A 24,857-nucleotide genomic window follows, 5' to 3' on the forward strand; every position below is an offset into this window, starting at 1 on the left:
GCTGACCGCGTTATTCCGCCAGCGGAAGGTTGTAGCTCGTCTCACGCTCGACGACGGCCTCGTGGGTCGCCTCGCACGCACAGGAGACTTCCGAGAACACCGACGGGTCCTGCCGGAGGTCGAAGTCCTTGATCGCCTCGTAGACGAGATCGTCGCACTCCCCGCAGTTGTGCGGGCCGCGATCGGAGCCGTTCCCCACGGGGTCGGAGACGACGATGACGTCCTCGTCGGCGGTCTCCTCCAGTACTTCGGCGACCGACCAGAGCCACGGCGGGCGATAGCCGCCGCGGAAGTGGAGCTGATCGACCATCGTGTAGCGCTGGACGTTCGTCGGGTTCATCGAGACGGTGTGAACACCTTCGACGGCGGCACAGCGCTCGACGGAGCGCTTCATGTCGTCGATGGCCTCGGCTTCGGAGAGGAAGGGGGGCTTCATCAGGAGGTAGGCCTTGACACCCGCGCCGACGGACTGCGCTTCCGCGGCCGCGTCCTCGAAGTCCGCGAAGTCGAAGTACTTGTTCACGCAGTCGTGACGAACGCGGTCCGTCGCGGTTTCGAGGCCGACGGCGACGTCCGTTTCGAGGCCGACGGCGGTGAAGTCCGAGACGCGCTCGGCCTCGACGAAGTCGGGGAGGCTCTCGACGACGATGCGCTCGCGCTCGGCGAACGTGTCGGCGATGGCCTGCCGGGTCTCGGCGGGCACCTCGCGTTCGTCGAGGAACGACCCCGACGTGTAGATCTTCACCAGGCCGGATTCCTCATCGGCCTCCTCGCGCTCGTGGGCGAGACACGACTCGATCTGGTCCATGAGGGCGTCGTGGCCGACGCTCCCGCCCTCGACGGATTCGGCGACGTAGCCGCACATCGTACAGCCGCCGGCGCGCGCCCACCGACAGCCGCCGGTGTTGAGGATGATGGTGAGGCTCTGGTAGACCCCGTCGGGCGTGTTGTCCTCGTCGAGCCACACGCGCGTGGGCTCGTGGGGGTCGTACTCCTTGTTCCCCTTCTCGGCGCGGAGTTCGCGCATCACCTGATTGTGCGCGTCCATCCCGCGCCCCTGCTCGTACACCTCGGGGGACGGCTGACTCATTACCACGTAGAAGCCCGCGCGCGCGTAAAACCCCCGCGGTCGGCCCCGTTAATCGAGAAGACGGGACGGCGACAACGCTTACGCGGGCGGCGTCCGACCCCCCGATATGTCCGAGCCGATGCCGACCGCGGTCACGGTCGAACACGCGTTCGCGGCCGCCCCCGAACCCGTCTGGGTTGCCCTCTCCGACCCGGTGACGACCCGCGAGGCCCTCCCCGGTTGCACGGCGCTCGTACCCGCCGAGGACCGCGACCTCCCCGCGGGGTCGCTCGCATACCTGCTCGCCGCGGACGCCGAGACGCGCGAGGCGCGAACGGTCACGCCGGGCGAACGCTACGACGCGACGGTCGGCGCGAGCGTGCGGAACGTCGGCGTCGAGATCGACATGGACGTCGCAATCACGGAGCGCGACTACCCCGAGATGGCCATCGAGGGCGACATCGGCGGCGACGACGCGGATGCGGACATGCGGGCAACGCTCACTCTTGACGAACGCGACGGGGAGGGCTGTCTCGTGACGTGGCGCGTGGAGGCGACCGTCGGCGGGCGGCTTGCGACGTACGGCCAGCGCGCCGTCGAGACGACGGTCGCGCGCGTCGCCAACGACTTCTTCGACGCGGTCGACGACCGACTCGCCGCCCGCGACGGCCCGGAGACCGAGCGGGTGGTCAAAAATTCGGACTGGAAGTAACGCGCGGACCCACGAGCGTCACCGCTGCGCACGCACGGCGCGTAGCCGGACAGCGAGCGCACCGAGACACGCACCGGCGACGTCGGCCGCGAAGTCGAGAAGCGACGGATGCCGCGAGGGAACGAACGCTTGGGCGAGTTCGACGCCGCCGCCGTAGAGCGACACGAGGGCGACGAGCGCGAGGAGTGTCCGCGGGTCGTCGCGCCGAGTGGCCCACGCGCCGGCGACGACGATCGTCGCGCACCCGGCGGCGTGCAGGAGTTTGTCCCACGGGAGCCCGCCGGCCGTCGGCGGGCCCGTGCCAGGCAGAAGTGCCGCGACGGCGAACGGGACGGCGACAGCGAGGGCGACGAGGAGACGACGGCGAGCGGCCGGCACGTCAGGCCACCAACGGGAGGCCGAATCGGATCGCCCAGAAGACGCCCATTCCGACCGCAATGGTGGCGAGGACGTCCTCGGTGTAGTAGGCGACGGCCGCGGCGGCGGCACCCGCGACCACCTTCTCCTGCGCGAGCGTGGCGACAACCGTCGAATGCACTGTCACGACATCGGGGACGACGAGCGCCGCGAGTACCGCGGCGGGGACGAACGCGAGCGCGCGCTCCGCCCAATCGGGCACCTCGCCGAGGCGACCGAGGAGGCCGATGAACGAGAAGCGCAGAAGGTACGTGGGCACCGCGATGGCGACGATGAGCGCCCACGTCGTGAGCGCGTCGTACGTCGTCATCGGCGACGTGCCTCCACGACGAGTCCGACGACGATACCGGCGAGCGCGCCGACGAGGAGGCCGGCGTTGAACCGCCATCCCACGCCGTAGACCGCAACGGCGGCGGCAACGGTCGCGGCCGCGGCGTGCGGGACGTCCTCGATAGCGGGGACAAGGAGCGCGAGGAAGACGAGCGGGACGGTGAACCCGAGTCCCCACGACGACGGGATGCCAGCGCCGACGAGGACGCCGGCCGCGGTCGCGACCTGCCAGGCGACCCAGAGGGTGGACGCGGTGCCGAGGTAGTACCAGCCCGGGTCGACATCGGAGTCCCGGTAGGCGGACACCGAGAGCGCGAATGACTGGTCGGTAAGCGGATACGCGAGGAACGCGCGCCACCGGGTCGCATACTGCTGGAAGTGCGGAGCGATGGACGCGGAGTACATCGCCGATCGAAGGTTGACGGCGACGGCGGTCGCGACAGCGGCGAGGAACGCCCCGTGCTGCTCGACGAGCGAGAGCGCGGCGAGCTGTGACGCCCCCGCAAAGACGAGGACGGAGAACCCCATCGCCTGCGGGAACGTGAAGCCGGCGTCGACGGCGGCAACCCCCGAGACGAGGCCGAACGGGACAATACCGAGGAGGAGCGGGAGTGCGTCGCGTGCCCCTCGGCCGAACGCGTCGCGATGCATGCTCGCCGCTCGGGCCCGCAAGGGAGTAAACACTACCGAACCGAACGCGGACGTCGCCGTTGGCGAGCGTTTTATTGGTCACTCCGCCCGTGGGTCGTCCATGGTCATCCACGAGGTCGACGTCCCTGGCGTCGGCAAGCAGTACGAGGTGCCGGCGGGCGGGGAGACGCGCTTCGTCGTCATCGTCCACCACGACGGCCGCCGGGAGATCTACCGGCGTGACGGCCCGGACGCGGACGCCGAGAAGCTCTTCGATCTCGACGCGTCGGCGGCGCGTGAGGCCGCGAGCGCCCTCCAGGCGACGGACTTTCAGCCGCTCTCCCTCGACGACGTGGACGTGCCGCTCGGCGACGCGATCATGGAGTGGGTAGCGGTCCCAGCGAACTCCCCGGTCGCGGGCGAGACGCTCGCGGACGCCGGCATCCGCGCGGAGACGGGCGCAACGGTCGCTGCCGTCCAGCGCGGCGCGGACACGCTCGCGAACCCCGGCGCGGACACCGTCCTCGAACCCGGCGACATCCTCGTCGCCATCGGGTCGCGCGCCGAGCAGAAGGCCCTCCAGTCGCTCGTCGCGAGCGAGGAGGACGAGACGCCGTAGGATGGCCGGCGTCCTCTTCGAGACCGGCGTCGCGTTCCTCGCGCTCGCGCTCGCCGGCGCGCTCGCGCATCGTTTCGGCCAGTCCGTCATCCCCGCGTACATCGTCGCCGGCATCATCGTCGGCCCGTACGTCCCCACGGAGATCGCGGGCGTCTCGCTCCAGTTGGTGACCCACGGCGAGTTCGTCACCACCGCCGCTGAGCTCGGGATCGTCCTCCTGTTGTTCTTCCTCGGGTTGGAGTTCGACATCGGCTACCTCATCTCGAAGGGGCGCGAGCTCGCGCTCCTCGGGAGCGTCGACTTCCTCGTCAACGGCGCGATCGGCGTTGCGATCGCGTACGCGTTCGGCCTCGGCCCCCTCGGTGCGGTCTTCGTCGTCGGCATCGTCTTCGTCTCCTCCAGCGCCATCATCACGAAGTCGCTGACCGACGCCGGGTGGCTCGCGAACCCGGAGAGCCGGACGATTCTGGGCACGCTCGTTGTCGAGGACATCATCGTCGCCGTCTACCTCGCGGTGCTCGCGGCGATCGTCGGCGGCGGCACGCTCGAAGGCGCGGCACGCAGCGTCGCGGGCTCATTCTGCTTCCTCGCCGCCCTCGCCCTCGTCGCCTACTACGGCAGCGACTCCGTCGAGCGCGTCTTCGACGTGGGTCCGGACGAGCTGTTCGTCCTCCGAATCGTCGGCGTCGCCGTCGCCGTCGGCGCGCTCGCACTCTCCGTCGGCGTCAGCGAGGCCGTCGCCGCCTTCTTCGTCGGCACGGCGTTCAGTACGACCAACCTCGTCGAGCGCATCGAACACCTCGTAATGCCGTTGCGCGACATCTTCGCCGCCGTCTTCTTCTTCGCCATCGGCCTCGACACCGACCTCCGCGTCGTCGCCGGCGTCGCGCTCTTGGTCGCGGTCGCCGCGCTCGCCACGACCGCGAGCAAACTCGCCAGCGGCTACGCGGGCGGGCGGCTCACCGGCCTCAGCGCGCGCCGCTCCGCACGCGTCGGCATCGGCCTCCTCGCTCGTGGGGAGTTCTCGCTCATCGTCGCGACGCTCGCCGCCGCGAGCACCGTGCCGGCGATCCGGGAAACCGTTCCGCCGTTCGCCGTCGGCTACGTGCTCGTCATGAGTATCGTCGGCACGCTCGCCATCGCCCACGAGGGCGTCCTGACGTCGCGTCTCGCCAGCGAGTCGTCCTGATCAGCGCCCGAGCACGACCGCCGTTCGCACGTCGAGCGCCGTCTCGAACTCCGCGAGGCGATCGGCGCGATCACCCGCGAGCAACAGCGTGGCCTCGTGGGCGCGTCGGACCGCCGTGATCTCCGTCTCGGTGAAGCCCAGCGCCGCGCCCGTCCGGTCCCAGAACCCCGCGTCGGCGAACAGAACGACACCGTCGGTCGCGGCGATCGCGCGCTCGTACTGCCGTTCGAGGGCGCGCTCCTTCCCGTCAAAGTAGTCGGCGACGCGCCCAAGCAGCGCGTCCAGGGTCGCGGGATCGACGTCCGCCCCCTCGCACGCCGCCGCCGGGATCGGGTGCGTCACGTCTCCTCGCTGTGCCGGACGTCGACGACGACGCCGCGCGTCGCGTCCGCCATCGCCGACCCGTGGACGGTCGCGCGCCCCACCGCGAACGCCTTGGGCCCCTCGACGACGACCTCGTCACCCGGCCGGATCGAGTCGTCGGCCTCGACCACGCCCGGCGCGAGGACGTCGCCGTGCGGGACGAACGCGTCGATTTTGACCCGCTTCGTCGGCACGGTGCTCGCGTCCCACTTGTGCGCGCCGGCGAGCGAGAGCGAGAGCGTTCCGTACTGCGGGACGAGCGCCGCGAGCTGCTCGCCGTCGCCATCGAGCGCCTGGAGCTTCGGGTAGCGGCCCTGCAACTCGAAGTCGTCCGGGGCGAAGAGGACGTCGCCCGCACCGTCGCCGAACTGGTAGTCCGCGACGGCGCGCAGCGTCGCGGCCTCGCGTTCTTGCACCCAGATCTGGTCCTCGCCCGCGAGCGCGGCGTTCAGTTCGCCGAGCGACTCGTCCGTCGTCGGATGGTCGACGACCGTGTACTCCACGGGGATGTCGCGCTCCGCGGTCGCGCGCTCGACGATCTCGCGATACCCCTCGTTCGGGACGTGCGCGACGATCCGCGGGTAGTCCGTCCGATCGAGGTAGCGCTCGAGGACCGTCGAGACGAACTCGATCTCGGTCGCCGACCAGTCGCCCGTCACCACCGAATCGTACTGCTGTGCGGGGTAGGTGAGTTCGAGTTCGGTCGGGACGACGCCGATCGGCGACGTCATCGAGACGAGGTGGCCGCGATAGCTCGCGGCGTCCTGGAACTGCCGGTGGCTCTGGGAGTCCGAGTAGGGCTTTCGCGCCGAACACGGCACGAGGAGGAGCGGGTAGTCGTCGAGACGCGGCGTGTAGCGCGAGGTGACGCGCTCGGCGAAGCGCTGGATCTCGACGCGCCGCAGGGTGTCCTCGCTCGCGGAGAGGAGCAGCGAGTCGCGCTCGATCGGCGTGCGCTGTTCAACGTACCCCCACTGCTGGTCGAACTCGCGGAACGCCGCGGTCGTCCACGCCTCGTGACGGGCCTGGCCCTCGACGTAGTCGCGCAGGCGACCTTGGCGGATCCGCCCGCGGACGCGCGCGAGTTCGGCCTCGAGGGCGTTCACGTTGTGCGCGACGCAGTCCTCGCGGTCGAACTCGGCGAGTGGCTGCTGGCACGCCGGACACGCGCACGGCAGTTCGTCCAGCTCGTCGAGGTGGTGGTCGCCCTCGGTCGTGAGATAACGCCCCTGTGTCCCGCGGACGACTGCCCGGTCGCCGTCCACGAGGTCGACGCCCGCGTAGACGAGCGTCGCGACGTTGCTCGGCGTCGCGACGCCCGAGAGGTAGAGCGCGGTGTCGTCCGGGACGGCGTCCCGAACGTCGAGGACGGCGTCGCGGAAGGAGGGCGCGTGGCCGACGAACCCCGGCGCACCCGAGACGACGTAGACGTCCGCGCCGTGGTTTTTGGCCGTGTCGGGCGAGACGACGACGCCGCTCGGATAGTCGACGTCCGGGTGCTCGACCGCGAAGGATTCCTGCACCTCGTCGGCGGTGCCGCTGGGGAAGCCCCGGTGGGGGAGGATCGTCACCTGCGAGTCGTCGCCCGCGGGGACCTCGCGCTCTGCGTTCCAGAGGCTCCCGGCGTCCGTCACGACGTCGTCCGCGAGACACGGCGTCGTCACGGGGTCCGCGAGGCGCAACTCGCCGATGCGGGCCGCGGCGTCCCGGTGGTGGACCTCGAAGTGATCGGTCATTACCGAACGTGCGGCACGGGAAAAGAAGGGTTTTGCCTTACACGGGCATGCGTCGCGGATCACCGCGGGTCGCGGCGGGTCACCACGGATCGCCCCAGATTACGGACCGACATGGCGGTAAATCACGGATCGCCGCGGATCACGGGCTGTCTCGGTGTGCGGGACGCTACGCGTCGGGGCCAGTGAGACGCTCCTCTGCAAGGTCGACCGTCGTGACGCGCGGCGGGACGTAGTCGAGGGCGTCCGCCGGCCACGACTCGTGGGCGAACGTGAACGCCGTGTCCGGGTGTTCGCCGGCGAGGCGCGCGATCCCCTTCGCGGCCGCCTCGTACCCCTCCCGATCCATGTTCTGCGGGATCTCGGCGGTGAGTGGGTAGAGCTCCGAGAGCTCGCGCGGATACGGCCCGAACGGCGGTTTCACGTTCCAACAGTCGTCGTAGCCGTCGTGGCGGGGCCCCTCGCTGAGGAGGACGTGCCCCTCGGGGGAGAGCCGACCGAGGCGCTCGCGGTGGCGCAGGACTTCGGGGCGACGCGCCGACTCCGCGGAGGCGTAGAAGAAGGTGTCCTTGCTCGCGGGGTCGCTCGTCTCGTACTGCTCGGCGTGATCGAGGAAGGCACGATAGCCGTCGAGGGTGCGCGGGTGGGCGTGCGCGCGCGCCTCCACGAGTTCGAGCAGGTCGCCGTCGCGGATCGCCTGCTTCACCCGCCGGAGCTCGGTGAAGGAGACGTGGAGGTTGTGCTCGGCGAGCAGTTCCTCGCGGGCTGCGTCGGGCATTCTGCGTACCTCCTCGGGGTCGTGCTCGGTACAGATCGGGCACGCGCAGGGGAAATGTCTGAGGTCGGTGAGCTGTTCGGTGCCGTGGACAGTGAGGTAGCGGTCGTCGCGGGCGTAGAGGGCGTACGCCGCCGAGTCGAAGAGGTCGCAACCGAGCGCGACGGCGAGTGCGAACATCATCGGGTGGCCCGCGCCGAAGAGGTGGACGGGCGCATCGGCACCGAGGCCGCGCTTCGCGCCGGCGACGGCGCGCGCCACGTCGTCGTAGCGGTAGTCGTTCATCATCGGCACCGCCGCGCCGACCGGGAAGACGTCGAGGTCCGTCGCGTAGGCGTGTCGTCCGGCGTCCTCGCGGAGGTCGGGATACGTCGAGCCCTGCACGGGCGCGTTGACGAGCATGTCGCCGACGTCGACCGTCTCCGCGAGCTCGAGGCGCTCCTGGGTCGTGCGCAGTTCGTCTTCGGCACGCTCGCGCTCGACGTCCGGCGGCGTCGGGATGTCCACGGGCGTCCCGATGTCGCTCCCGATGTCGCGTTGGAAGCGCAGGATCTCCTCGGTGTCCGTGTCGATCTCGCCGTACTCGGAGAGCTGGAACGACCCCGAGTCGGTCATGATCGCGCCGTCGAAGCCGAGGAGGTCGTGGAGCCCCTTCTCGCGGGCGCGCTCGGCGAGCGCCTCGTCGCGCTTGATGATGTAGGAGTTCGTGATGAGAATCTCCGCGCCGAACTCGTCGAAGCGCGCGGGATCGACCGTGATAACGTTCGGGTTGACGACGGGAAGGAGCGCGGGCGTCTCCACGGTCACGTCCGCCCGCGGGACGTGCAGGTCGCCGACGCGGCCGCCGGCGTCCTGCGCGCGGATCTCGAAGACGTCTCTCATTACCGTCGATTCGACGGGAGGACGGCTAAGGATTGTGTTGTCCGTCTACGCGAGCGGGAAGAGCGTCGAGTAGACGAGCACGGCGATGAGGCCGGTGATGGAGACGAGGGTCGTGAGCACCGTCCACGTCTTCAGCGTCTCGGCTTGCGTGAGGCCGCCGATCTCCTTGACGAGCCAGAAGCCCGAGTCGTTGTACCACGAGCAGATGTTCCCGCCAGCGCCGATCGCCATCACGAGGTAGGCGGGGTGGACGCTCAACTGCGGGACGAGGGGTGCCATGATGCCGGCCGTCGTGAGCATCGCGACGGTCGCCGATCCCTGCGCGATGCGGACGATGGCGGCGATGAGCCACGCGGTGATGAGCAGGCCGATGCCGATCGACTGGAGTTGGCCGGCGATGAAGCCACCGATACCGGAGGCTGCCAGCATCGCACCGAACGCCCCGCCGGCGCAGGTGATGGCGGCGATGTTGCCGCCGTTCTGGAGCGCGTCAGTGAGTTCGTCCTGCCAGACGTGCCGCGGGAAGTCGTCCATCCGCAGGTAGGTGAGCGCGGCGAGCATGGCGGCGACAGTCAGCGCGAAGTTCGCGTCGCCGAGGAAGGACGTGACGGGCGCGTAGTTCTGGAGGACGGGATACGTGTCGCCGAAGGCGTTGACGATCGTGCTGGAGGCGACGAGGAGGATGGCTGCGAAGATGGGGAGTGCGGACTCGAGGAAACCGGGGAGCGAGGCGGCGTCGCGGTTCGCCCGTTCTTCCAGCTCCTCGGCAGACGTGCCCATCGCGTCGCGGAGCGGGATGTCGATGCGCGCGTTGATGAAGCGCCCGTAGGCGATGCCGCCGATGAGCGCCGCCGGAATGGCGACGAGCAGGCCGACGAGGATCGTCGTCCCGAGGATGGACGAGCCGCTGCCCTGGCTGAGCTGATCGGCGACCGCGAGCGGTCCCGGCGTCGGCGGCACGAAGACGTGCGTCGTGGACGCGCCGGCACCGACGACGACGAGGTAGAGCGCGTAGTTCTTCCCGATGCGCGCGCGCATCGAGCGGGCGAGCGGAGCCATCAGGTAGAACACGTTGTCGAAGAAGACCGGGATCGCGAGGAAGGACGAGCTTCCCCAGAGCGCGAAGTCCATGTGGTCGTCCGATATGTGCGAGCGGAACGAGCCGACGATACGGTCGGCCGCGCCGGACTCCAACATCGACTTCCCGATGATGGCGGCCATCAGGATGGGGATCCCGATCCCGGCCATATTGTTCCCGAACGCCGTCGCGACGCTCCCCGGGACGTTCCCGAATGCGATGTCGGGGAGGAAGTAGGCATTCGTGGTACCAACGAGCACCGCCGCGATGACCAGCCCCAGGAACGCCGGGAGGTCCCAGACGACGAGGAGCAGGACGACGGCGGCGACGCCGACGACGAACGCGGTCAGTGGTGGAAGTGCAACTGGCATGTGTGTGCGTCTCAGCCACTCCGGTGTAAAATATCTATTGAAATTGTCTATAATATTGTAATGGACGTCCGGGCACTATCTTCTACTTTCGTTCTATACCATCAACTATTGTATATTATCAGCCGCGCTCGGACCACCGGTGCTGTACAGCTGTCGGGACGAACGCGGAACGGAGAGTACGGTGGGTCGTCTAGGCGTGGTCGCCCTCGGACTCGGGGCGGAACGCGTCGTGGTAGAGCAGGGCGAGCGCGGTGCGACCATCACGGCAGTCGCCCTCGCGGACGGCGTCGCGCAGCGCCTCGTGTGGCGTCTCCTCGACGCGAATGCTCTCGTTGAAGTCGAGGTCGCGCTCGCCCGTCGGCGTGCAGCCCTCCGCGACAAAGACGTGGTGGACGGCGTTCGTGATGCCGTTCGCGGGTTCGAGCGTCGTCAGAGAGCGGAGGCTGTCGGCGACGTAGCCCGTCTCCTCTTCGAGTTCGCGGCGTGCCGCGGCCGTGAGGTCGGCGTCGTCGGGTTCGACGCTTCCGGCGGGCAGCCCGCGATTGACGCGCTTGACCGCCTGTCGCCACTCTTCGATGACGACCACATCGCCGTCGGGGGTGAACGGGAGGACGACGACCGCCGGGTCGTCATCGAGGTAGTCGTAGTCAGTCTCAGTGCCGTCCGGGAGGACGACGTCGTCGCGGACGATATCGAAGCCGGGACAGGTGTAGGCGATCTCGCTGGCCGTCGTCTCCCACGCGAGGTCGTCGTCGGGTGCGTCCGTCATGGTGGAGGCGTCGGCCGCCGTCCCCCTCGCCGTTTCGATTCCGCGCCCTCAGAGTTCGACGCCGTCGAGTGAGTCGCTCAGCTCCTCGACCTCGTCGTTGAACGCCTCGACGAACCCCCGGAAGGCCGGTGCGTACCTGCGGACGTCGCCCGGTGCGGGCGGCGCGTACTGCGAGACGAGATAGACGCCGCCCTCGCCGCCCGCGCGGACGTACGTCGCTCGGTCGGCCTCGCGTTTGAGTTCCCAGCGCGTGCCATCAATAGTCGCCGCGAAGGTCCCGTACTCGGTGGGTTCGACGCGGTGCAGTTCGGCGGCCATCCGGTCGGCGGCGTCGCGCATCCGGCCGACGATCCGGTCGCGTTCCGCGGCGACCTCGCCGGTCGAGGCGATGTCGGGGAAGGTGTCAGGGACATCGTCGAGGACGCCGCGCAGCGAGTCGACGTAGTCGGCGAACGCGGCGGCGAACGCCTCATAGTGGCTCATCGCCGTCGAGAGGTCCGCCGCGTCCGGGTCGGTCTTGGTCGAGACGACGTAGACGTCGAGGCCGGAGCGGCCCTCGAAGCGGAGGAAGTCGAGGTCGCCCGCCTCGTACTTCAGCGTCCACTCGCCGCCGTCGACGCGGAAGGTTCGACGGCCGTAGTCGCCACCCTGGAGACGGGCGAGTTCGCGCGCCAACCGGCCAGCGTGCTCGCGGACGCGCGCGACGACCCGATCGCGCTCCGCGACGGGGGCGTCCGCGCTCGGCACCGGCACTTCGACGCGTTCGGGGTCCGACATGGACGTCGGGAGGGGGCCGACGGGGATACGTTCCCTGCTCCGACTCAGAGATTTCGGGCGATGTAGTCGGCCACGTCGTCCACGAGGGGGTCGCGACTCGTCCAGAACCCCGACCAGCGCTGTTCGTCTGTTCGGGCGGCGACGAGCGCCGTCCCGCCGCCGTCGGGGCGGTGGTGGACGACGAACCACCCGCGACGGAAGTCGTGGCCGTAGCCGCCGTGGATCGTCACGCCGAGCGCCTCCGGCGGGACCCAGTCGGGAATCCCGTAGACGTGGACGTCGAGGTCGCTGTCGCCGAGCGTGTCGTAGACGGCGCGCGTGCCGGATTCGTCGCGGATCCGCGAGAGGTACTGGAAGGCAGAACGCAACCGGCCGGCATCGGCGAGGAACGCCTCGCGCTCGATGGCGCGCGAGACCGCGATGAGCAGGAGTTTGTCGTTCTCCGAGGCTGGGTAGCCCCGCACGTCGAAGCGCGTCTCCTCGATTTCCGCGAGGACGTCGGGGAGGTCGGCGTCGACGAGGTCGCGTGATCCCGTCACGAACAGATCCGAGTTCACCATCAGGATCGCGTTCATCACGTCCTCGAGCGTTGAGGACGCCACGACGACGCCGTCGCGGACGAGGAGCACCAGATCGCGCTCGCCGTCGGGGATCTCGGTCTCCTCGACGGTGACCGGTTGGTCCTCGAAGAGGCGTGACAGCATCCGCTGAACCGGTTGGGGTTGCTCGCGGTTGACCACGACGAGCGACGACCGGGACCCCTGGACCCGATCGAAGAACCGTTCTATCGTCATCCCGTCATAATCACGCTCGGGCAACTAAAAACCGTTCGCGTCGAGCGGGGACTGAGGAGGGTGTGTCACCGTGCAGTGCTCGGTCGATCCGACCCGAATCCGGCCGGCTGTCGCATCGAGCGGCGTTCGTTCGGTCCGACCCGAGTTCGGTCGGCTGTCGCATCGAGCGGCGTTCGTTCGGTCCGACCCGAGTTTGGACGGCTGTCGCATCGAGCGGCGTTCGATCGGTTCGATCAGGCCTCAGTGGGCGCACTCGCCTGCGGGACGTGGAGATGGACGGTCGTCCCCGCCTCGGTGTCCGCGAAGGAGAGCCGGCCGTCGGCGTCCGTCGCCGCCCACTGCGCCAACCACAGGCCGAGGCCGTCGAGGTGGTCGATCTGGCCGTGCGTGCGCTCGCCCGCGATGAGTTCGCGCGTCTCCGGGTCGATCCCCGGCCCGTCGTCCTCGACGGCGATGTCGACGAACCCGTCGGCGTCGATCTCGCCCGTCACGCGGACGGTCGGGTCGTCGGCGTCGTTGTGCGCGACCGCGTTCTCGATGAGCGCCTCGACCGCCATCCCGAGCGCGCTCGTCCCCGACGCGAACAGGTCGGGGAGGCACGCGACTTCGTAGTCGGCGTGCGGGTAGCGGACCCGAACGCTGTCGACGGCGTCCTCGACGAGCGAAGAGACCGGGTGTGGGCGCGTCTCGACGTCGTCGGTCGCGACCGCGGCCTCGATCTCGTACGCGCGCTCGCTGAGCGAGACGAGTTCGTCCGCGGCGACAGCGAGGTGGTCGAGCAACTCCGCCGCCGTCCCGTCGACGTCGCGCTTTCGGAGACTGGTCGCGTTCCCCGAGATGATCGTCAGCTTGTTCCGGAGGTTGTGCCGGATGACGCGCCGGAGGACGTCGAGGCGCTCCGCTCGCTGCCGGTCGTCCGTCACGTCGATGTAGACGCCGATATCCCGGTCGACGCTGCGGTCATCGGCGAGCGGCGAGTCGAGGCGCACGAACTCGCGCTGGCCGCCGCGGGTGCGGATCGTGATCGACTCCGCGACCCAGTCGCTCTCGGTCGGCGTCTCGCGCGGCAGCGAGTCGGCGTCGTCGTCGGCCTCGACCGCGAGCTCCGCGAGCGGCCGGCCCGAGACGGCTTCCTCGTCGACATCCAGGGCGGCCTCGAATGCGGGGTTGACGAGTTCGACCCGGCGGACGCCGTCCCGCGAGACGACGCCGAACACCGGGTCGGGAACGTTCCGGAAGAGCACCGAGAAGCGATCGTGGAGACGCGCGGAGATGCGGCGTTCGTGCGTGTACTTCGAGAAGTAGATGCCCAGCAGCGCGCTGATCACGAGCGCCGCGGCGAGCATGCTCGTGAGGATGTAGAGCGGTTGGAACCCGCGCTGGTACTGCTGGAAGAACGTCTCCCAGAGCGCGATTGCGAGGATCGACGTCGCGCCCGCCGCCATCGACACCAGCACGTAGTGGGCGATGTCCGTCCCGTCGTCGCACCGGTAGATCCACACGCCGAGGGCGACGAGCACGAGCTCGGCGAGCCCCGGGAGCAGGGTTTCGAACGCCGACGCGGACACCGGATCGCCACGCACGAGGACGTTCTCGAACGCGTTGTAGACGGTGATCGAGAAGAAGGTGATCCCGAGCGCCGCGGTGATCGCGCCGGCGATCCGGGTCCCGTTGCGTGACTGCACTATGACGGGAGTTCGAGAGCGGCCCGTAAAAACGACCGGACTAGTTGGCCCTACGCGGGGGCGCGACGCTGTGACTCCGAGGCTCCCCGCCGGTCGCATCAATCAGCAGAAAGCACTTGATCCACGATTCGGGCGTCGGCTCGCCTATCGCTGGACGTACCGATAGTCCGCGACGGCCTTGTGTGGGCTGCCATAGCCTGGTGATGCGAGAGGGACCAGGCCAGCGTGGACTTGGTGGGGATAGCTATCACTACAGAGCAGCGCTAAAAAGAAAGTGGGGCGAGTTAGCTCGGAGCCGTGCTGTCTCCTAGCGTGGCAGACTGATCGCCGTTCGCACTCTCCCACGTAACGGATACTGTCTGGCCACTCCAGCTAGCATCTGTGTGATTCGCAACGACACTATCTCCTGATGTGACTGGCATAGTATCCCAGTTTAGGCGGCTATCTTCACCACTCACTGCAGTCACCCCAGTCGACGAACCTTCAGCCCAGTCACCTTCAGAGGTAACGACTTGGAGGGTTGCATCCGACTGAATCGTATCTCCGCCCTGATGCATTATCGTAACAGAACCCTCAGAGTCATCAAAGTCAAAGCTGAAGCTCGCTTGGGGTGCTTGATTTCCGACCTGATTCCCGAGTCCGAGGACGAACGTACCGATAACGGCCGCGAGAATCACGGTAATCGCAACCATAAGAATAACTCCGATGACGGGAGAGACGGCACGGTCGTCTGATAATAAGGTTCGTAAGATTTTCATTTATGCGTTGTCAGGTGCAGTCGCGCTGCCGAGCGTTGCAGAAGTGTCCCCACCCGATCCCTGCCAATTGACAGTTACTGTTTCACCACTCCAAGCACTTCCTTTGTCGAATTCCTTAGAATCACCCGCAGTAATTGGTGTACCCCAAGTAGTACTTAGAGCATCTCCTGTGGCATTAACTGTAATTGTTGCATCACTCTGGATTGTATCCCCTCCCTGATGAGTGATGGTTACTAATCCTGTCTCCTCAAAGTCGAATCCAAAGCTGGCCTGCGGTGATTGATTTCCGACCTGATTCCCGAGTCCGAGGACGAACGTGCCGATAACGGCCGCGAGGATTACGGTAATCGCGACCATGAGAATCACACCAATAACTGGGGAAACGGCACGGTCGTCCGCTTCGAGGATGTTTGTTAGTTTCATGGATTGCTGCGCCGACCCAGTCACAGAAGTCAAGTCGGGGACTCACGGCTCCCCTCCGTGTGGGTCAGGAGGCCCGAAGCCTCCGCCCCTACGTTCCCTTCTGCTGGTGATGGCCGGCGTCTACACCCTGATAGTCTCGGAAGTAACTTAAATAAGGTGGCCGATTCCCGCCGCCGAACCCACTGAAACCTTTTTAATACCAGTAGTACGTGCTAAGTCGGCGACGGAGCATGTTTGGCAAGGACAGGAGCGATCTTACGGGAGAGCGACCGCTCTCTGTCAGCTAACTCCTGAAGAACGAATGCGGGAGAAGTGGGCCGGCGTGAAGTTCGAACTCGGCGGGACTCGCTTCGCTCGCCCCGCCTGCTCGAATTCGCGCGGCGTGAGTTACACACCCACGTCGGACTCCTCGCTGTCGCTCGTCGTTTCGAAGTGGGGTGAAAATGGGCCGGCGCGAATTCGAATCGCGGTTACGGCCACCCGAAGGCCGAAGGATACCAAGCTACCCCACCGGCCCGCACCTTTTCGAAGGTGTGCGTCGCCTTTAACGCTTCCGAAAGGGCGGACTCAGTAGGTCGTGTAGCCCTCGGTGTCGAGGTAGTTGTGCGCGACGGTGACGGTGTGGTCGGCGTGGAGCACCGCGGGGCCGACGCGGACGCGTTCGTCGCAGACGTCCTCGAGGAGCGCCGCCTCCTCGTCGGTGAAGTCCCGGTGGTCCGAGAGGACGAAGACCGGGTTTGCGGGGGGCTCGACGTCGGCGAGCGGCGCACCATCCTCGTGGAGTTGGACGACGGTGCCGTCGCGTGCGGCGGCCTCGACGGTCGGCTCGAAGCCGCGCGTCGAGACGTGGACGCCGGGGGAGGGTTCGGCCTCGCGGTGGCCGATGGCCCGCGATTTGGCCTCGATGGCTTTGCGGAGCATGCCGGCGACGTTGCGCTCGTCGGGGTTGAGATAACGGACGTCGGAGCCCTCGAAGCGGACGGTGAGTTCGTCGGCGAGGACGAGGCTGACGCGGACGTCCTCGCGGATGCCGTGCGAGAGGAAGAGCGCGGCGCTGACACAGCGACAAAGGACGTCGAGACGGCCCGCGCCGCCGGCGAGATCCGAGAGGTCGAAATCGGCCGTCGTGGGGGCGTCGTGGCCGTGGACGACGAAGTGGCGCATACGGACGAGTGCGGCGCGACGGGCTTGAATCTCGCGACACGCGGCGGGTCAGTCGTCGCGGCGCGCGGCGGCTCGCCGGTCGGCGACGAGGGCCAGGTCGGGCTCGGTGTCGCCGAGGACGAGGAGCGCGTAGTAGCGCAGCGCGGCCTGCACGGGCGCGGTGACGAGGCCGACACCGAGGAGGAAGGCGAGACCGCCGAGCAGGAGGCCGATGGCGAGCCACACCCACGGGAGGACGCCGCTCGCGCCCGCGAGGGCGAACGGGAGACCGAAGACGATGCCGAACGGGATGGTGACGACGAGCGCGGCGACGAACGCCCCGATGCCGACGATCACGCCGGCGATGAGCGCGAGCACGAAGTTCACGACGACGAACGCACCGTACTCGCCCGGGTTCGCGCGGACGACGCCGAGGAGTCGTCGCCACGCGGCGAGAACGCCGACGTCGGTGTGGTACACGATCGGGACGACGAACGCGCGGGTGAAGCCGACGACGACGGACGCGAGGAGCGCGAGGAGGCCGGCGACGGGCAACAACAGGAGGAAGAACGGGCCGGCTGGCAGGCCAACGAGCAGCGGGGCGACGGCGAGGACGCCGACAGCGAGCGCGGGAAGGCCGACGGCGAGCTCGAAGGCGAAGACGCGGACGCCGTCGCGCCAGTGAGCGGCAAACGGCCGGCGGATCGCGACGTCGCCGGTGACGAGCGCGTCGACGAAGACGAACTGGAACGTCGCCGACAGCGCGCCGAGGACGAGTCCCAGGAGGACGAGGCCGGCGATGGCGGCGACGAACAACTCGAAGCCGACCGACGGAAGCCCGCCCGCCCCCATTCCCATCGGGCCCATCCCCGGGCCGCCCGTCGGTCCCGCGGTCGGGCCGGGGCCGCCGATGTCGAACGACCCCGTGAGCGAGGACGTGGCGGCGGTGCCACCGGAGAGGAGGGCGATCAGGGCGAGTTTCGGCCACTCGCGGACGGCGAGGCCGCGGCAGAAGGCGATCGTGACGGTAATCGCGTCGTCGGTGTCGTCGAGTGCGTGGAGGGACACGGGCGGACGGTCGCGGGCCGGCGAGGTAACGGTTTCCCCGCGAAACCGAAGGCTTCCTCCCGGGGCACGACGATGTGGCGTGCATGAGCCTTCTGGAGGATGCCCGGGCCGTCGTCGAGAACGGGCCGGTCTGCGACGCCTGTCTCGGCCGGCAGTTCGCCGACCGGAGCTTCGGGCTGACGAACGCGGAGCGGGGCAACGCCCTGCGGGTGAGCGCCGAACTGGCCGACGACGAGCCACACGAGGGCGTCGCTCCCGAGGACTGCTGGGTCTGCGAGGGGCTGTGCGCGACGTTCGACGAGTGGGCCGAGCGCGCCGTCGCGGCGCTCGACGATGTCGAGTTCGCCACCTACCAGGTCGGCACGCGCGCCCCGCCGCTCGTCGAGGAGAACGAGAACCTGCTCCGCGAGAGCGCGGACATTACGGAGGGGGGCGAGCCGTTCAAGTCCGAGTTCAACCGCGAGGTCGGCAAGCGCGTCGGCGAACTGACCGACACCGAGGTCGACTTCGAGCGCCCGGACGTCCTCTTCGTCCTCGAAATCGACGAGGGAGCCGTGGACGCACAGGTGAACCCGGCGTTCGTCTACGGCCGGTACCGAAAGCTGAGCCGCGAGCTCCCACAGACGGAGTGGCCGTGTCGGGAGTGTAACGGCACGGGGCGGCGCGGCGGCGAGCCCTGCATCCACTGCGACGGCACGGGGTACATGTACGCGGAGTCGGTCGAGCAGCTCACCTCGCCGCCGATCCGCGAGGCGATGAACGGTGACGACTCGTCGTTTCACGGCGCGGGGCGCGAGGATATCGACGCGAAGATGCTCGGGACCGGTCGGCCGTTCGTCGTCGAGGTGAAACACCCCCGCGAGCGCTTCCCGGACGTCGACGCACTCGAAGCCGAGATCAACGAGTTCGCCGACGGGAAAGTCGAGGTCGAGGGCCTCCGTCTCGCCACGTACGACATGGTCGAGCGCGTGAAGGAACTCGACGCGTCGAAGACGTATCGTGCGCGCGTCGCGTTCGACGAGCCCGTCGATGAGGAGGACTTCGCGTCAGCGCTCGCCGACCTCGACGGTGCGACGATCGAGCAGGACACGCCGGAACGCGTCTCGCATCGCCGCGCGGCGAAGACCCGCGTCCGCGAGGCCTACGCGGTGTCGGGCGAGCTCGAAGACGAGACGCACGCGACGGTCGAGATTCACGGCGAGGGCGGCCTCTACATCAAAGAACTCGTCTCCAGCGACGAGGGGCGGACGACGCCGTCGCTCGCCGGCCTTCTCGGGACCCCGTGCCATGTGACGGAACTCGACGTATTGGCCGTCGAGGGCGAGGACGAACCGTTCGAGGACCCCGACTACTTCCTCGACGCGCCGGCCGATCGCGACGAGTGATGGCGCGACGCTTCGGCGTCGACGAGGCCGGCAAGGGGCCCGTGCTCGGCTCGATGTTCGCGGCGGCGGTCGTCTGCGATCCCGACGAGCTTCCCGATGGCGTCGGCGACTCGAAGCGGGTGTCCCCCGCGCGACGCGAGACGCTCGACGCCGCGATCCGCGAGGTCGCTGACGTCGGGGTCGCCGAGATCACCGTCAGCGAAATCGACGACCCGGGAACGGACATGAACACGCTCACCGTCGCGGCGCATGCGCGGGCACTCGCGAGTGTCGACATCGACGGCCTCCATGGGATCGTCGACGGGGGCGACGTGGACGCGGAACGCTTCGGGCGGCGCGTGGCGTCGCGCCTCGACGCCGACGTTGACCTCGTCGCGGAACACGGCGCGGACGAGACCCACGCGATTGTCGGCGCGGCGAGCATCGTTGCAAAAGTTGCACGCGACAACCACGTCGCGGCGCTGGCCGACGAGTACGGCGACGTCGGGAGCGGCTATCCGGGCGATACGGCGACACGCGAGTTCCTCCGGGCGTACGTCCGCGAGCACGGCTCACTCCCCGGCTGCGCGCGCGAGTCGTGGGCGACGTGCGACGACGTTCTCGCCGCGGCCGCACAGTCCGCGCTCGACGACTTTTAACGGCTTATAGGGATCGCGCGTTTTGAGGCGAGCGATGGGAACCGAACGTTATGCGTCGCCGGACGCAGAAACGGTCGCGGCCGTCGTCGGGGAGGCGCTCCACGCGGGCGCGATCATCACCGCCGAGGTACGCTGCGAGGTCGAATACGACGGCCGGACGAGCGGCTATCTCGGGCCGGGCGATCGCCTGCTCGTCGCGAAACCCGACGGCACCGTCCTCGTCCACAAGCCGACGAACCACAAACCCGTGAACTGGATGCCCTCGGGCGGCACCGTCACGGCGACGGTGGGCGAGACGTCGGGCGAGCCGGTAATCGTCGGGCGGCGGACGAACCCCCGCGAGCGCGTCGAGATACGCGTCCACGAGACGTACGGCCTGACGCGCTTCGACGCCGACGATACGGCCGAGTACGAGGAGTCCGGCACCGAAGCCGAGATGCACGACTACATCGAGGCGAACCCCGAGGAGCTGGAAGACGACCTCCGGATCGTGGAGCACGAACGCGAGACGAAATACGGCTACGTCGACTTCTACGCGGCGGATGCCGAGGGCACGCCGGTCGTAGTCGAGGTGAAACGCGTGCAGGCGACGCTGACGCATTTCGACCAGCTCAAACGCTACGTGGATCTCTTCGCGGGCGACGACGGCGACGTGGACGGGACCGAGCACTCGGTGCGCGGCCTGCTCGTCGCGCCGTCGGCCTCCGAGCGCGTGCAGCGGGCGTGTCGCGACGCCGGCCTGGAGTTCGTCGCGCTCCCCGACTTCGAGACGGAGGCGGACGCGGCGAACGCGTCGCTCGCGGACTTCAGCTGAACGGCCAGACACACCAGAGGCGGAGGACGCCACCGACGCACGCGACGAACGCGAGGCCGGCGAGCGCGGCGAGGAGATAACCGGCCGAACCGGGGCTCGCTATACCGTACGACAGGACGAAGAGCGCCGCGAGCGCGACGAGGAGTGCGAACAGCGTCGCAACGACGTCGAGGACGGTGTCGCGGAGGGCGTCACGGCTAGCGCGATACGTCTCGTCGTACGTTTCGGAGGGCATACCGCGGAAAACAGCAGCGACCGACAAAAGCGCTATGCCGCCTCAGTTCTCGTCGGTGAGCAGATAGCGCAGGATGTCACCGTAGGCGGGCCGCGTGAGCAGCACGCCGATGAGGACGCCGAGGATGGTGACGATGGCGAACCCGCGGAGGTCACCGAGCGAGAGGACGGCGAGCGGGCTCATCGCGACGATCGTCGTCGCGGCCGCGCCGCCGATGATCCAGAAGGCCTTGCGGAAGCGACTCTGGAAGACCCGATCGGAGGAGACCTGCTCGGTGGTGACCTCGTCGGCGATGATGACGAGGTCGTCCACCCCCGTCCCGATCACCGCGATGAACCCCGCGATGTGCGAGAGGTTCAAGGAGAGGCCGGCGAGCGAACTGAAGCCGAGGAGGATGACGACCTCGCTTAGCGCCGTGACGAGCATCGGGGCGGCGATCTTCGCGCGCCCGTAGCGGAGGTAGACGACGAGGCTGACGGCGATCGCGGCGATGAGCCCCGTGAGGAAGCTGAGCGGCTTGAAGCGCTCGGCGAGCGACGCGTCGATCTGGTAGACGTCACCGCTCTCGATGTCCAGGGCCGCCGGCAGCGCGCCGGCGCGGAGGTCGATGGCGATCTGTCGCGCCTGGCTCATCGAGTTCGTCTGGAGGACGAACGAGTTCGTCTTCTGGAAGTCGCCGCTTTCGATCGAGTTGGCGAGCGTCTCGCCCATTCCGTACGTTCCGACGACGTTGCTGTCGCGGGTGGTGATCAGACAGTACTCGTCACCGGGCGTGCCGTTCGGGTACTGACAGTTGCTGATGCCGGCGCTACTGGTGTAGCCGTACTCCTGCATCGCCTCGGCGAACGATGCCCCACCGCTCTCGGTGAGCGTGATGGGGACGACCGGCACCGAGCCGAAGGAGCCCTGTTGCATCCGGGCGTCGCTGACGCGCCGGATGTCCTCGTTCGTGAGGACGGTGTCGTTCGTCTGTGCGGTGTTGTTCGCCGGGTGGTAGGCGAGGACGGCGACCTGCCCGCGGCTGCTGACGAGGTCGCGGACCTCGGAGAGGTCGGCGTTCGGCACCTCGACGACGATGTAGTGTGCCCCGCCGCCGACGGTCGACTGCACGGAGACCTGTGCCCCGGAGAACCCGAGGGAGTTCACCTTGTTGGAGAGCGTCTCGACGATATCGTCGCGCGTGGCCGCGGTGACGCCGTCGCGAATCGTGGCCGACTCGGCGTTGAGGCCGGCGGCACCGAGCGCGCTGCGGAACTGCGCGGGCGTGACGTTCGCGAACACCTCGACGGTGTCACCGCTGCTCGCGAGACGCAGTCGAACGTCGGTTGAGGAGACGTTGTCGAGGTTGTCGGCGAGCGTCGTGGCGATCGTCGCGCGCTCGCCCGCGTCGCTCGGGAGGGTGACGTTCTCGGCGGTGAGGCCGACGACGGGCGCACGGACACGCGTCCCACCGGAGAGCTGGAGCCCGTACTGGAGGTTCGTCGGGCCGCCACCGGCGGTCGCATTATCCGGGGCACCGCCGACGACGGGGCCGGCACCGGGGACGAAGAGCGCGCCGACGCTTCCGAGGACGAGGACGACGAGGAGGATGACCCGCCAGTTCGAACGGAGGTCGACCATCTACCGGCTCACCCCCTCGTACTTGTACCATCGAAGCAGACTGAGGTTGAGCATATACGTGTTCATGAGGTCGGTCGCGAGACCGAAGACGAGCACGAGCCCGATGCTCGCGAGCAGTTCGATCCCGAAGGCGTAGGCCACGACGGCCATGACGGCCATCGCGACGATCGACGTGACGGTCATCGTCACACCGGTCTTCATCGCACGGTCGACGCTCTCGTAGAAGCTCCCCGAGCGCCTGAGTACGTGGTTCGTGAGGAGGATGTCGGAGTCGACCGAATACCCGATGAGCATCAGGAGCGCAGCGACGGTGCCGAGAGTGAGCTTGATGCCGAAGAGGTTCATCAGCGCGAGGGGGATGACGATGTCGCCGAACGCGGAGAGAACGACGGCACCGCTCGGGACGGCCGTCCGGAAGAGGGCGAAGACGATGACCGCCATTCCGACGAAGGAGCCGAGCAGCCCGAGGAGGGCGAAGCGCTGGGACTGCGCGCCGAACGTCGCGGACGTGCTGGTCGTCGAGACGATTTCGTAGCCCGCAGCACGGGCTTGGCTCTGGAGCGCGCTCGCGTCGGCCCCGGAGCTGAACGTTGCGACGTACGTGTTGGAGCGCGAGGGGATCGCACGGATGGAGGAGACGGGCGTCGAGAAGGCCTGTCGGACCGCGTCCTGCGAAGCCGCCTGCGCGGACGTGGCGTGTAGCGTGAGTTCCGTTCCGCCCGTGAATTCGAGACCGAGCGAGACCGGCGTGCCGTTGAGGACGTACCACACGGCGAGCACCAGCAACGCGAGGGCGAGCACGGCGAGTGGCACGCCCGCGAGCTGCCGGTTCGAGTACCGGGTGTAGTCCACCTCCGGAACGTCGAACGAGGGCATATGCGTTCGAATAGCGGTGGCGTTTCGGATAAGACTTCGCTTATGTCGGCGGTGTCGGACCCGCTCTCCCAAGGATCACCGAACGTCGCCGACGAAGCGATCGGGGACGTGATTGAGGATCGGGTCGGGCGTCGCCGCGACGAGGCGTTCGGCGAGCGCCACCATCGGTTTGCGGACCACCGCGTAGCCGACGGAGACCGCGACGCCGACGACGACGAGCGACTGGAGCGTCCCGCTCGTCGCGAGGTAGCCCGGCACTGCGAGGACGAGGCCAACGAGGGCGTCCTCGGGCGCGCCGTCGTAGCGGATCAGGCGGCGGGGCCGCCACCACGTCCGACGAAAGTGGTCGTACACCGCGCGCTCGCTCGTCCCCTCCCACGGCCGGAGTTCGAGGCCGCCGCCGAGGGCGTCGCTCGCGGCATGGAGCGCCGCTGCGAGCAGGAAGACCGCGACGGCGAGTGCAACGGTGGTTCCGAGAACGGCGTAGACACTGACGCCGACCACCGCCGCGAACGACCCGTAGACCGGGAAGTGAAGCGTCTTCCGGTGGCCGGCGTAGAGGTCGAAGTCGGGGAAGAGCCCGCCGAACGCGCCGGCGGCGAGGACGAGCGGCGCGGCGTCGCCCGTGAGCGCGCTCGCGCCCACTCCCACGAGCAGGCCGGCGAGCGCGTGCGTCGTCGCCATCATACACCGTCGCTTACGGGAGGTCAGAACAAAAGCGCGTCGCCGCGACGGCTACGGCGCGACGGTGGCCTCACCGTACAGCACGATCGAGAGGAGGAGGAGCGCGATCGTGGAGAGCGCGGCGGAGCCGAACGCGAGCGTGCGCCAGCGCGCGGACGACGAACAGGTCGCGTAGCCGGCGAGGACGAGAAGCACGACCTGCACCCCGATGTCGAGGAGACCGGCGGGACGACCGAACGTCCCGCCGACGACGACGGTCATCAGGACAGCAGAACAGCCAGTTAACGTCACCGCGGCGATGGTCGAGCGCGCCCTCGTCCCGTCCGCGGACGCAACGAGTAGGCACAGTGCGACGTTACAGGCGACGCGCACGACGAGGAGGGTGGCGACAGACGCAGGATCTGACCACCCCGCGAGGGGCCACGGGACCATACGCGTCACTCGTCGGACGGACGGTTCACGTTTCGGGGGCGAAAAAGCACGTTACGGCAGGTAGCGGACGTTGATCAGACCGGGTTCGGAGCGGACCTCGACGCGGTTCGCACCGACGCGCGCGGCGCGCTCGACGGTGGCCTGATCGTCCACGATGTCCGCGACAGCCTCCTCGGTGTCGTCCTCGGGGACCGCGAGGACGTGGATCTCGCCGTCGCCAGCGCGCTCCGCGGTCGCGAGGTCGCCCTCGGGGAGGCCTTCGGCCAGCTCGCGGGCCTGTTGGGTCGGGGCCTCCTCGCTTGCAAAGACGTCGACGGTGTAGCGTTCGGTCACCTCGACGACGGAGTAGGTGACCTCCATCGGCGGGTCGGGCGAGACGGTCGCCTCGACGACCTCGCCCGCCTCAACGCCGGGGTTGTCCGAGAGGGTGTGCACCTGCCCGCCGTGGACGTCCGTGAGCACCGCCGAGGACTCCTCGGCGTGCGTCACGAGGTACGTGCTCGACTTCTCCTGCTCGCTCATATCGTTCTTACTCCGCTCGGCCTTTTCCGGGTTTCGCCGTGCGTGAACCTCAGCGCGGCGCACGCC

The 24,857-nt window shown here is 68.5% G+C and carries 28 protein-coding genes and 1 tRNA gene; 6 read left to right on the top strand and 23 right to left on the bottom strand.

From position 1 onward, the window contains the following. Positions 1–10 precede the first annotated feature (10 nt). A complete protein-coding gene (locus tag ABDZ36_RS05540) occupies positions 11–1,090 on the bottom strand; it encodes an archaeosine biosynthesis radical SAM protein RaSEA (RefSeq protein ID WP_211312346.1) in 1,080 nt (359 codons plus the stop codon). A 106-nt stretch (positions 1,091–1,196) separates the two neighbouring features. On the opposite strand from ABDZ36_RS05540, the gene ABDZ36_RS05545 reads away from it, so the two are divergent. Further along, positions 1,197–1,781 carry an SRPBCC family protein gene (locus ABDZ36_RS05545; RefSeq protein WP_211312347.1) on the top strand — a complete coding sequence of 195 codons (585 nt, stop codon included), beginning with the start codon at positions 1,197–1,199 and terminating at the stop codon, positions 1,779–1,781. Between the two features lie 18 nt (positions 1,782–1,799). On the opposite strand, the gene ABDZ36_RS05550 is transcribed toward ABDZ36_RS05545, so the two are convergent. From ABDZ36_RS05550 to ABDZ36_RS05560, 3 genes are read right to left on the bottom strand one after another with little or no spacing between them, the layout of a single operon-like run. Continuing rightward, the gene (locus tag ABDZ36_RS05550) at positions 1,800–2,159 is read right to left on the bottom strand and encodes a VanZ family protein (RefSeq protein ID WP_211312348.1); all 360 of its coding nucleotides are present in this window, start codon (positions 2,157–2,159) and stop codon (positions 1,800–1,802) included. 1 nt (position 2,160) lies between these two features. Further along, positions 2,161–2,508 carry an AzlD domain-containing protein gene (locus ABDZ36_RS05555; RefSeq protein WP_211312349.1) on the bottom strand — a complete coding sequence of 116 codons (348 nt, stop codon included), beginning with the start codon at positions 2,506–2,508 and terminating at the stop codon, positions 2,161–2,163. Further along, positions 2,505–3,179: an AzlC family ABC transporter permease gene (locus ABDZ36_RS05560; protein ID WP_211312350.1), complete on the bottom strand. Its 675-nt coding sequence runs from the start codon at positions 3,177–3,179 to the stop codon at positions 2,505–2,507. Before ABDZ36_RS05560 ends, ABDZ36_RS05555 begins: the two co-directional genes overlap by 4 nt. A gap of 100 nt (positions 3,180–3,279) precedes the next feature. On the opposite strand from ABDZ36_RS05560, the gene ABDZ36_RS05565 reads away from it, so the two are divergent. Next, the gene (locus tag ABDZ36_RS05565) at positions 3,280–3,777 is read left to right on the top strand and encodes a cation:proton antiporter regulatory subunit (protein WP_211312351.1); all 498 of its coding nucleotides are present in this window, start codon (positions 3,280–3,282) and stop codon (positions 3,775–3,777) included. Position 3,778: 1 nt separating this feature from the next. Then, the gene (locus ABDZ36_RS05570; protein WP_211312352.1) at positions 3,779–4,966 is read left to right on the top strand and encodes a cation:proton antiporter; all 1,188 of its coding nucleotides are present in this window, start codon (positions 3,779–3,781) and stop codon (positions 4,964–4,966) included. Here the strand turns inward: ABDZ36_RS05570 and ABDZ36_RS05575 are convergent, their stop codons facing one another. The 13 genes from ABDZ36_RS05575 to ABDZ36_RS05635 form a co-directional block, all read right to left on the bottom strand. Then, positions 4,967–5,308: a DUF8048 family protein gene (locus ABDZ36_RS05575; RefSeq protein WP_211312353.1), complete on the bottom strand. Its 342-nt coding sequence runs from the start codon at positions 5,306–5,308 to the stop codon at positions 4,967–4,969. Further along, positions 5,305–7,065 carry an archaeosine synthase subunit alpha gene (arcS, locus tag ABDZ36_RS05580; protein ID WP_211312354.1) on the bottom strand — a complete coding sequence of 587 codons (1,761 nt, stop codon included), beginning with the start codon at positions 7,063–7,065 and terminating at the stop codon, positions 5,305–5,307. Before arcS ends, ABDZ36_RS05575 begins: the two co-directional genes overlap by 4 nt. Before the next feature lie 166 nt (positions 7,066–7,231). Then, a complete protein-coding gene (gene tgtA / locus ABDZ36_RS05585; RefSeq protein WP_211312355.1) occupies positions 7,232–8,719 on the bottom strand; it encodes a tRNA guanosine(15) transglycosylase TgtA in 1,488 nt (495 codons plus the stop codon). Between the two features lie 45 nt (positions 8,720–8,764). Beyond that, entirely contained in the window at positions 8,765–10,168 is a 1,404-nt protein-coding gene (locus ABDZ36_RS05590; RefSeq protein WP_211312356.1) for a GntP family permease, read from the bottom strand. Positions 10,169–10,358: 190 nt separating this feature from the next. Next, the gene (locus ABDZ36_RS05595; RefSeq protein ID WP_211312357.1) at positions 10,359–10,937 is read right to left on the bottom strand and encodes an NUDIX hydrolase; all 579 of its coding nucleotides are present in this window, start codon (positions 10,935–10,937) and stop codon (positions 10,359–10,361) included. Positions 10,938–10,985: 48 nt separating this feature from the next. After that, on the bottom strand, positions 10,986–11,714 hold the full coding sequence (locus ABDZ36_RS05600; protein WP_211312358.1) for a profilin-fold protein: 729 nt from the start codon (positions 11,712–11,714) through the stop codon (positions 10,986–10,988). A 44-nt stretch (positions 11,715–11,758) separates the two neighbouring features. After that, a complete protein-coding gene (locus tag ABDZ36_RS05605) occupies positions 11,759–12,508 on the bottom strand; it encodes a histidine kinase (protein ID WP_211312359.1) in 750 nt (249 codons plus the stop codon). Positions 12,509–12,741: 233 nt separating this feature from the next. After that, positions 12,742–14,193: an ATP-binding protein gene (locus ABDZ36_RS05610; RefSeq protein ID WP_211312360.1), complete on the bottom strand. Its 1,452-nt coding sequence runs from the start codon at positions 14,191–14,193 to the stop codon at positions 12,742–12,744. Between the two features lie 284 nt (positions 14,194–14,477). Next, positions 14,478–14,951: a type IV pilin domain-containing protein gene (locus ABDZ36_RS05615; protein WP_211312361.1), complete on the bottom strand. Its 474-nt coding sequence runs from the start codon at positions 14,949–14,951 to the stop codon at positions 14,478–14,480. Then, positions 14,952–15,374: a type IV pilin domain-containing protein gene (locus ABDZ36_RS05620; protein WP_211312362.1), complete on the bottom strand. Its 423-nt coding sequence runs from the start codon at positions 15,372–15,374 to the stop codon at positions 14,952–14,954. Between the two features lie 444 nt (positions 15,375–15,818). Next, positions 15,819–15,891 (bottom strand) — tRNA-Pro (locus ABDZ36_RS05625). A 50-nt stretch (positions 15,892–15,941) separates the two neighbouring features. Further along, positions 15,942–16,538, bottom strand: a complete 597-nt coding sequence (trmY, locus tag ABDZ36_RS05630; RefSeq protein ID WP_211312363.1) for a tRNA (pseudouridine(54)-N(1))-methyltransferase TrmY — start codon at positions 16,536–16,538, stop codon at positions 15,942–15,944. A 48-nt stretch (positions 16,539–16,586) separates the two neighbouring features. Further along, positions 16,587–17,585: a DUF7544 domain-containing protein gene (locus ABDZ36_RS05635; protein ID WP_211312364.1), complete on the bottom strand. Its 999-nt coding sequence runs from the start codon at positions 17,583–17,585 to the stop codon at positions 16,587–16,589. Between the two features lie 83 nt (positions 17,586–17,668). Between ABDZ36_RS05635 and ABDZ36_RS05640 the strand changes: the two genes are divergently transcribed. From ABDZ36_RS05640 to nucS, 3 genes are read left to right on the top strand one after another with little or no spacing between them, the layout of a single operon-like run. After that, a complete protein-coding gene (locus ABDZ36_RS05640; protein WP_211312365.1) occupies positions 17,669–18,970 on the top strand; it encodes a tRNA pseudouridine(54/55) synthase Pus10 in 1,302 nt (433 codons plus the stop codon). After that, positions 18,970–19,608: a ribonuclease HII gene (rnhB, locus tag ABDZ36_RS05645; RefSeq protein ID WP_211312366.1), complete on the top strand. Its 639-nt coding sequence runs from the start codon at positions 18,970–18,972 to the stop codon at positions 19,606–19,608. The genes ABDZ36_RS05640 and rnhB overlap by 1 nt, the downstream gene beginning before the upstream one ends. Before the next feature lie 34 nt (positions 19,609–19,642). After that, complete coding sequence (gene nucS / locus ABDZ36_RS05650; RefSeq protein ID WP_211312367.1) at positions 19,643–20,422, top strand: endonuclease NucS; 780 nt, start codon at positions 19,643–19,645, stop codon at positions 20,420–20,422. Here nucS and ABDZ36_RS05655 read toward each other — a convergent pair. The 6 genes from ABDZ36_RS05655 to ABDZ36_RS05680 form a co-directional block, all read right to left on the bottom strand. Next, positions 20,415–20,657 carry a hypothetical protein gene (locus ABDZ36_RS05655; RefSeq protein ID WP_211312368.1) on the bottom strand — a complete coding sequence of 81 codons (243 nt, stop codon included), beginning with the start codon at positions 20,655–20,657 and terminating at the stop codon, positions 20,415–20,417. The two genes, nucS and ABDZ36_RS05655, sit on opposite strands and share 8 nt — an antisense overlap. Positions 20,658–20,699: 42 nt before the next feature. Further along, complete coding sequence (locus tag ABDZ36_RS05660) at positions 20,700–22,277, bottom strand: preprotein translocase subunit SecD (RefSeq protein ID WP_211312369.1); 1,578 nt, start codon at positions 22,275–22,277, stop codon at positions 20,700–20,702. Continuing rightward, positions 22,278–23,153, bottom strand: coding sequence for a protein translocase subunit SecF (gene secF / locus ABDZ36_RS05665; RefSeq protein WP_211312370.1), 876 nt, complete (start codon positions 23,151–23,153; stop codon positions 22,278–22,280). A 75-nt stretch (positions 23,154–23,228) separates the two neighbouring features. Beyond that, on the bottom strand, positions 23,229–23,840 hold the full coding sequence (locus ABDZ36_RS05670) for a metal-dependent hydrolase (RefSeq protein WP_211312371.1): 612 nt from the start codon (positions 23,838–23,840) through the stop codon (positions 23,229–23,231). 48 nt (positions 23,841–23,888) lie between these two features. Beyond that, entirely contained in the window at positions 23,889–24,269 is a 381-nt protein-coding gene (locus ABDZ36_RS05675; RefSeq protein WP_211312372.1) for a hypothetical protein, read from the bottom strand. A 51-nt stretch (positions 24,270–24,320) separates the two neighbouring features. Beyond that, entirely contained in the window at positions 24,321–24,791 is a 471-nt protein-coding gene (locus ABDZ36_RS05680; protein ID WP_211312373.1) for a DUF5812 family protein, read from the bottom strand. Between the last annotated feature and the right edge of the window lie 66 nt (positions 24,792–24,857).

Origin of the sequence: Halarchaeum salinum, assembly GCF_039520965.1 — an archaeon.
Taxonomy (GTDB): Archaea; Halobacteriota; Halobacteria; order Halobacteriales; family Halobacteriaceae; genus Halarchaeum; species Halarchaeum salinum.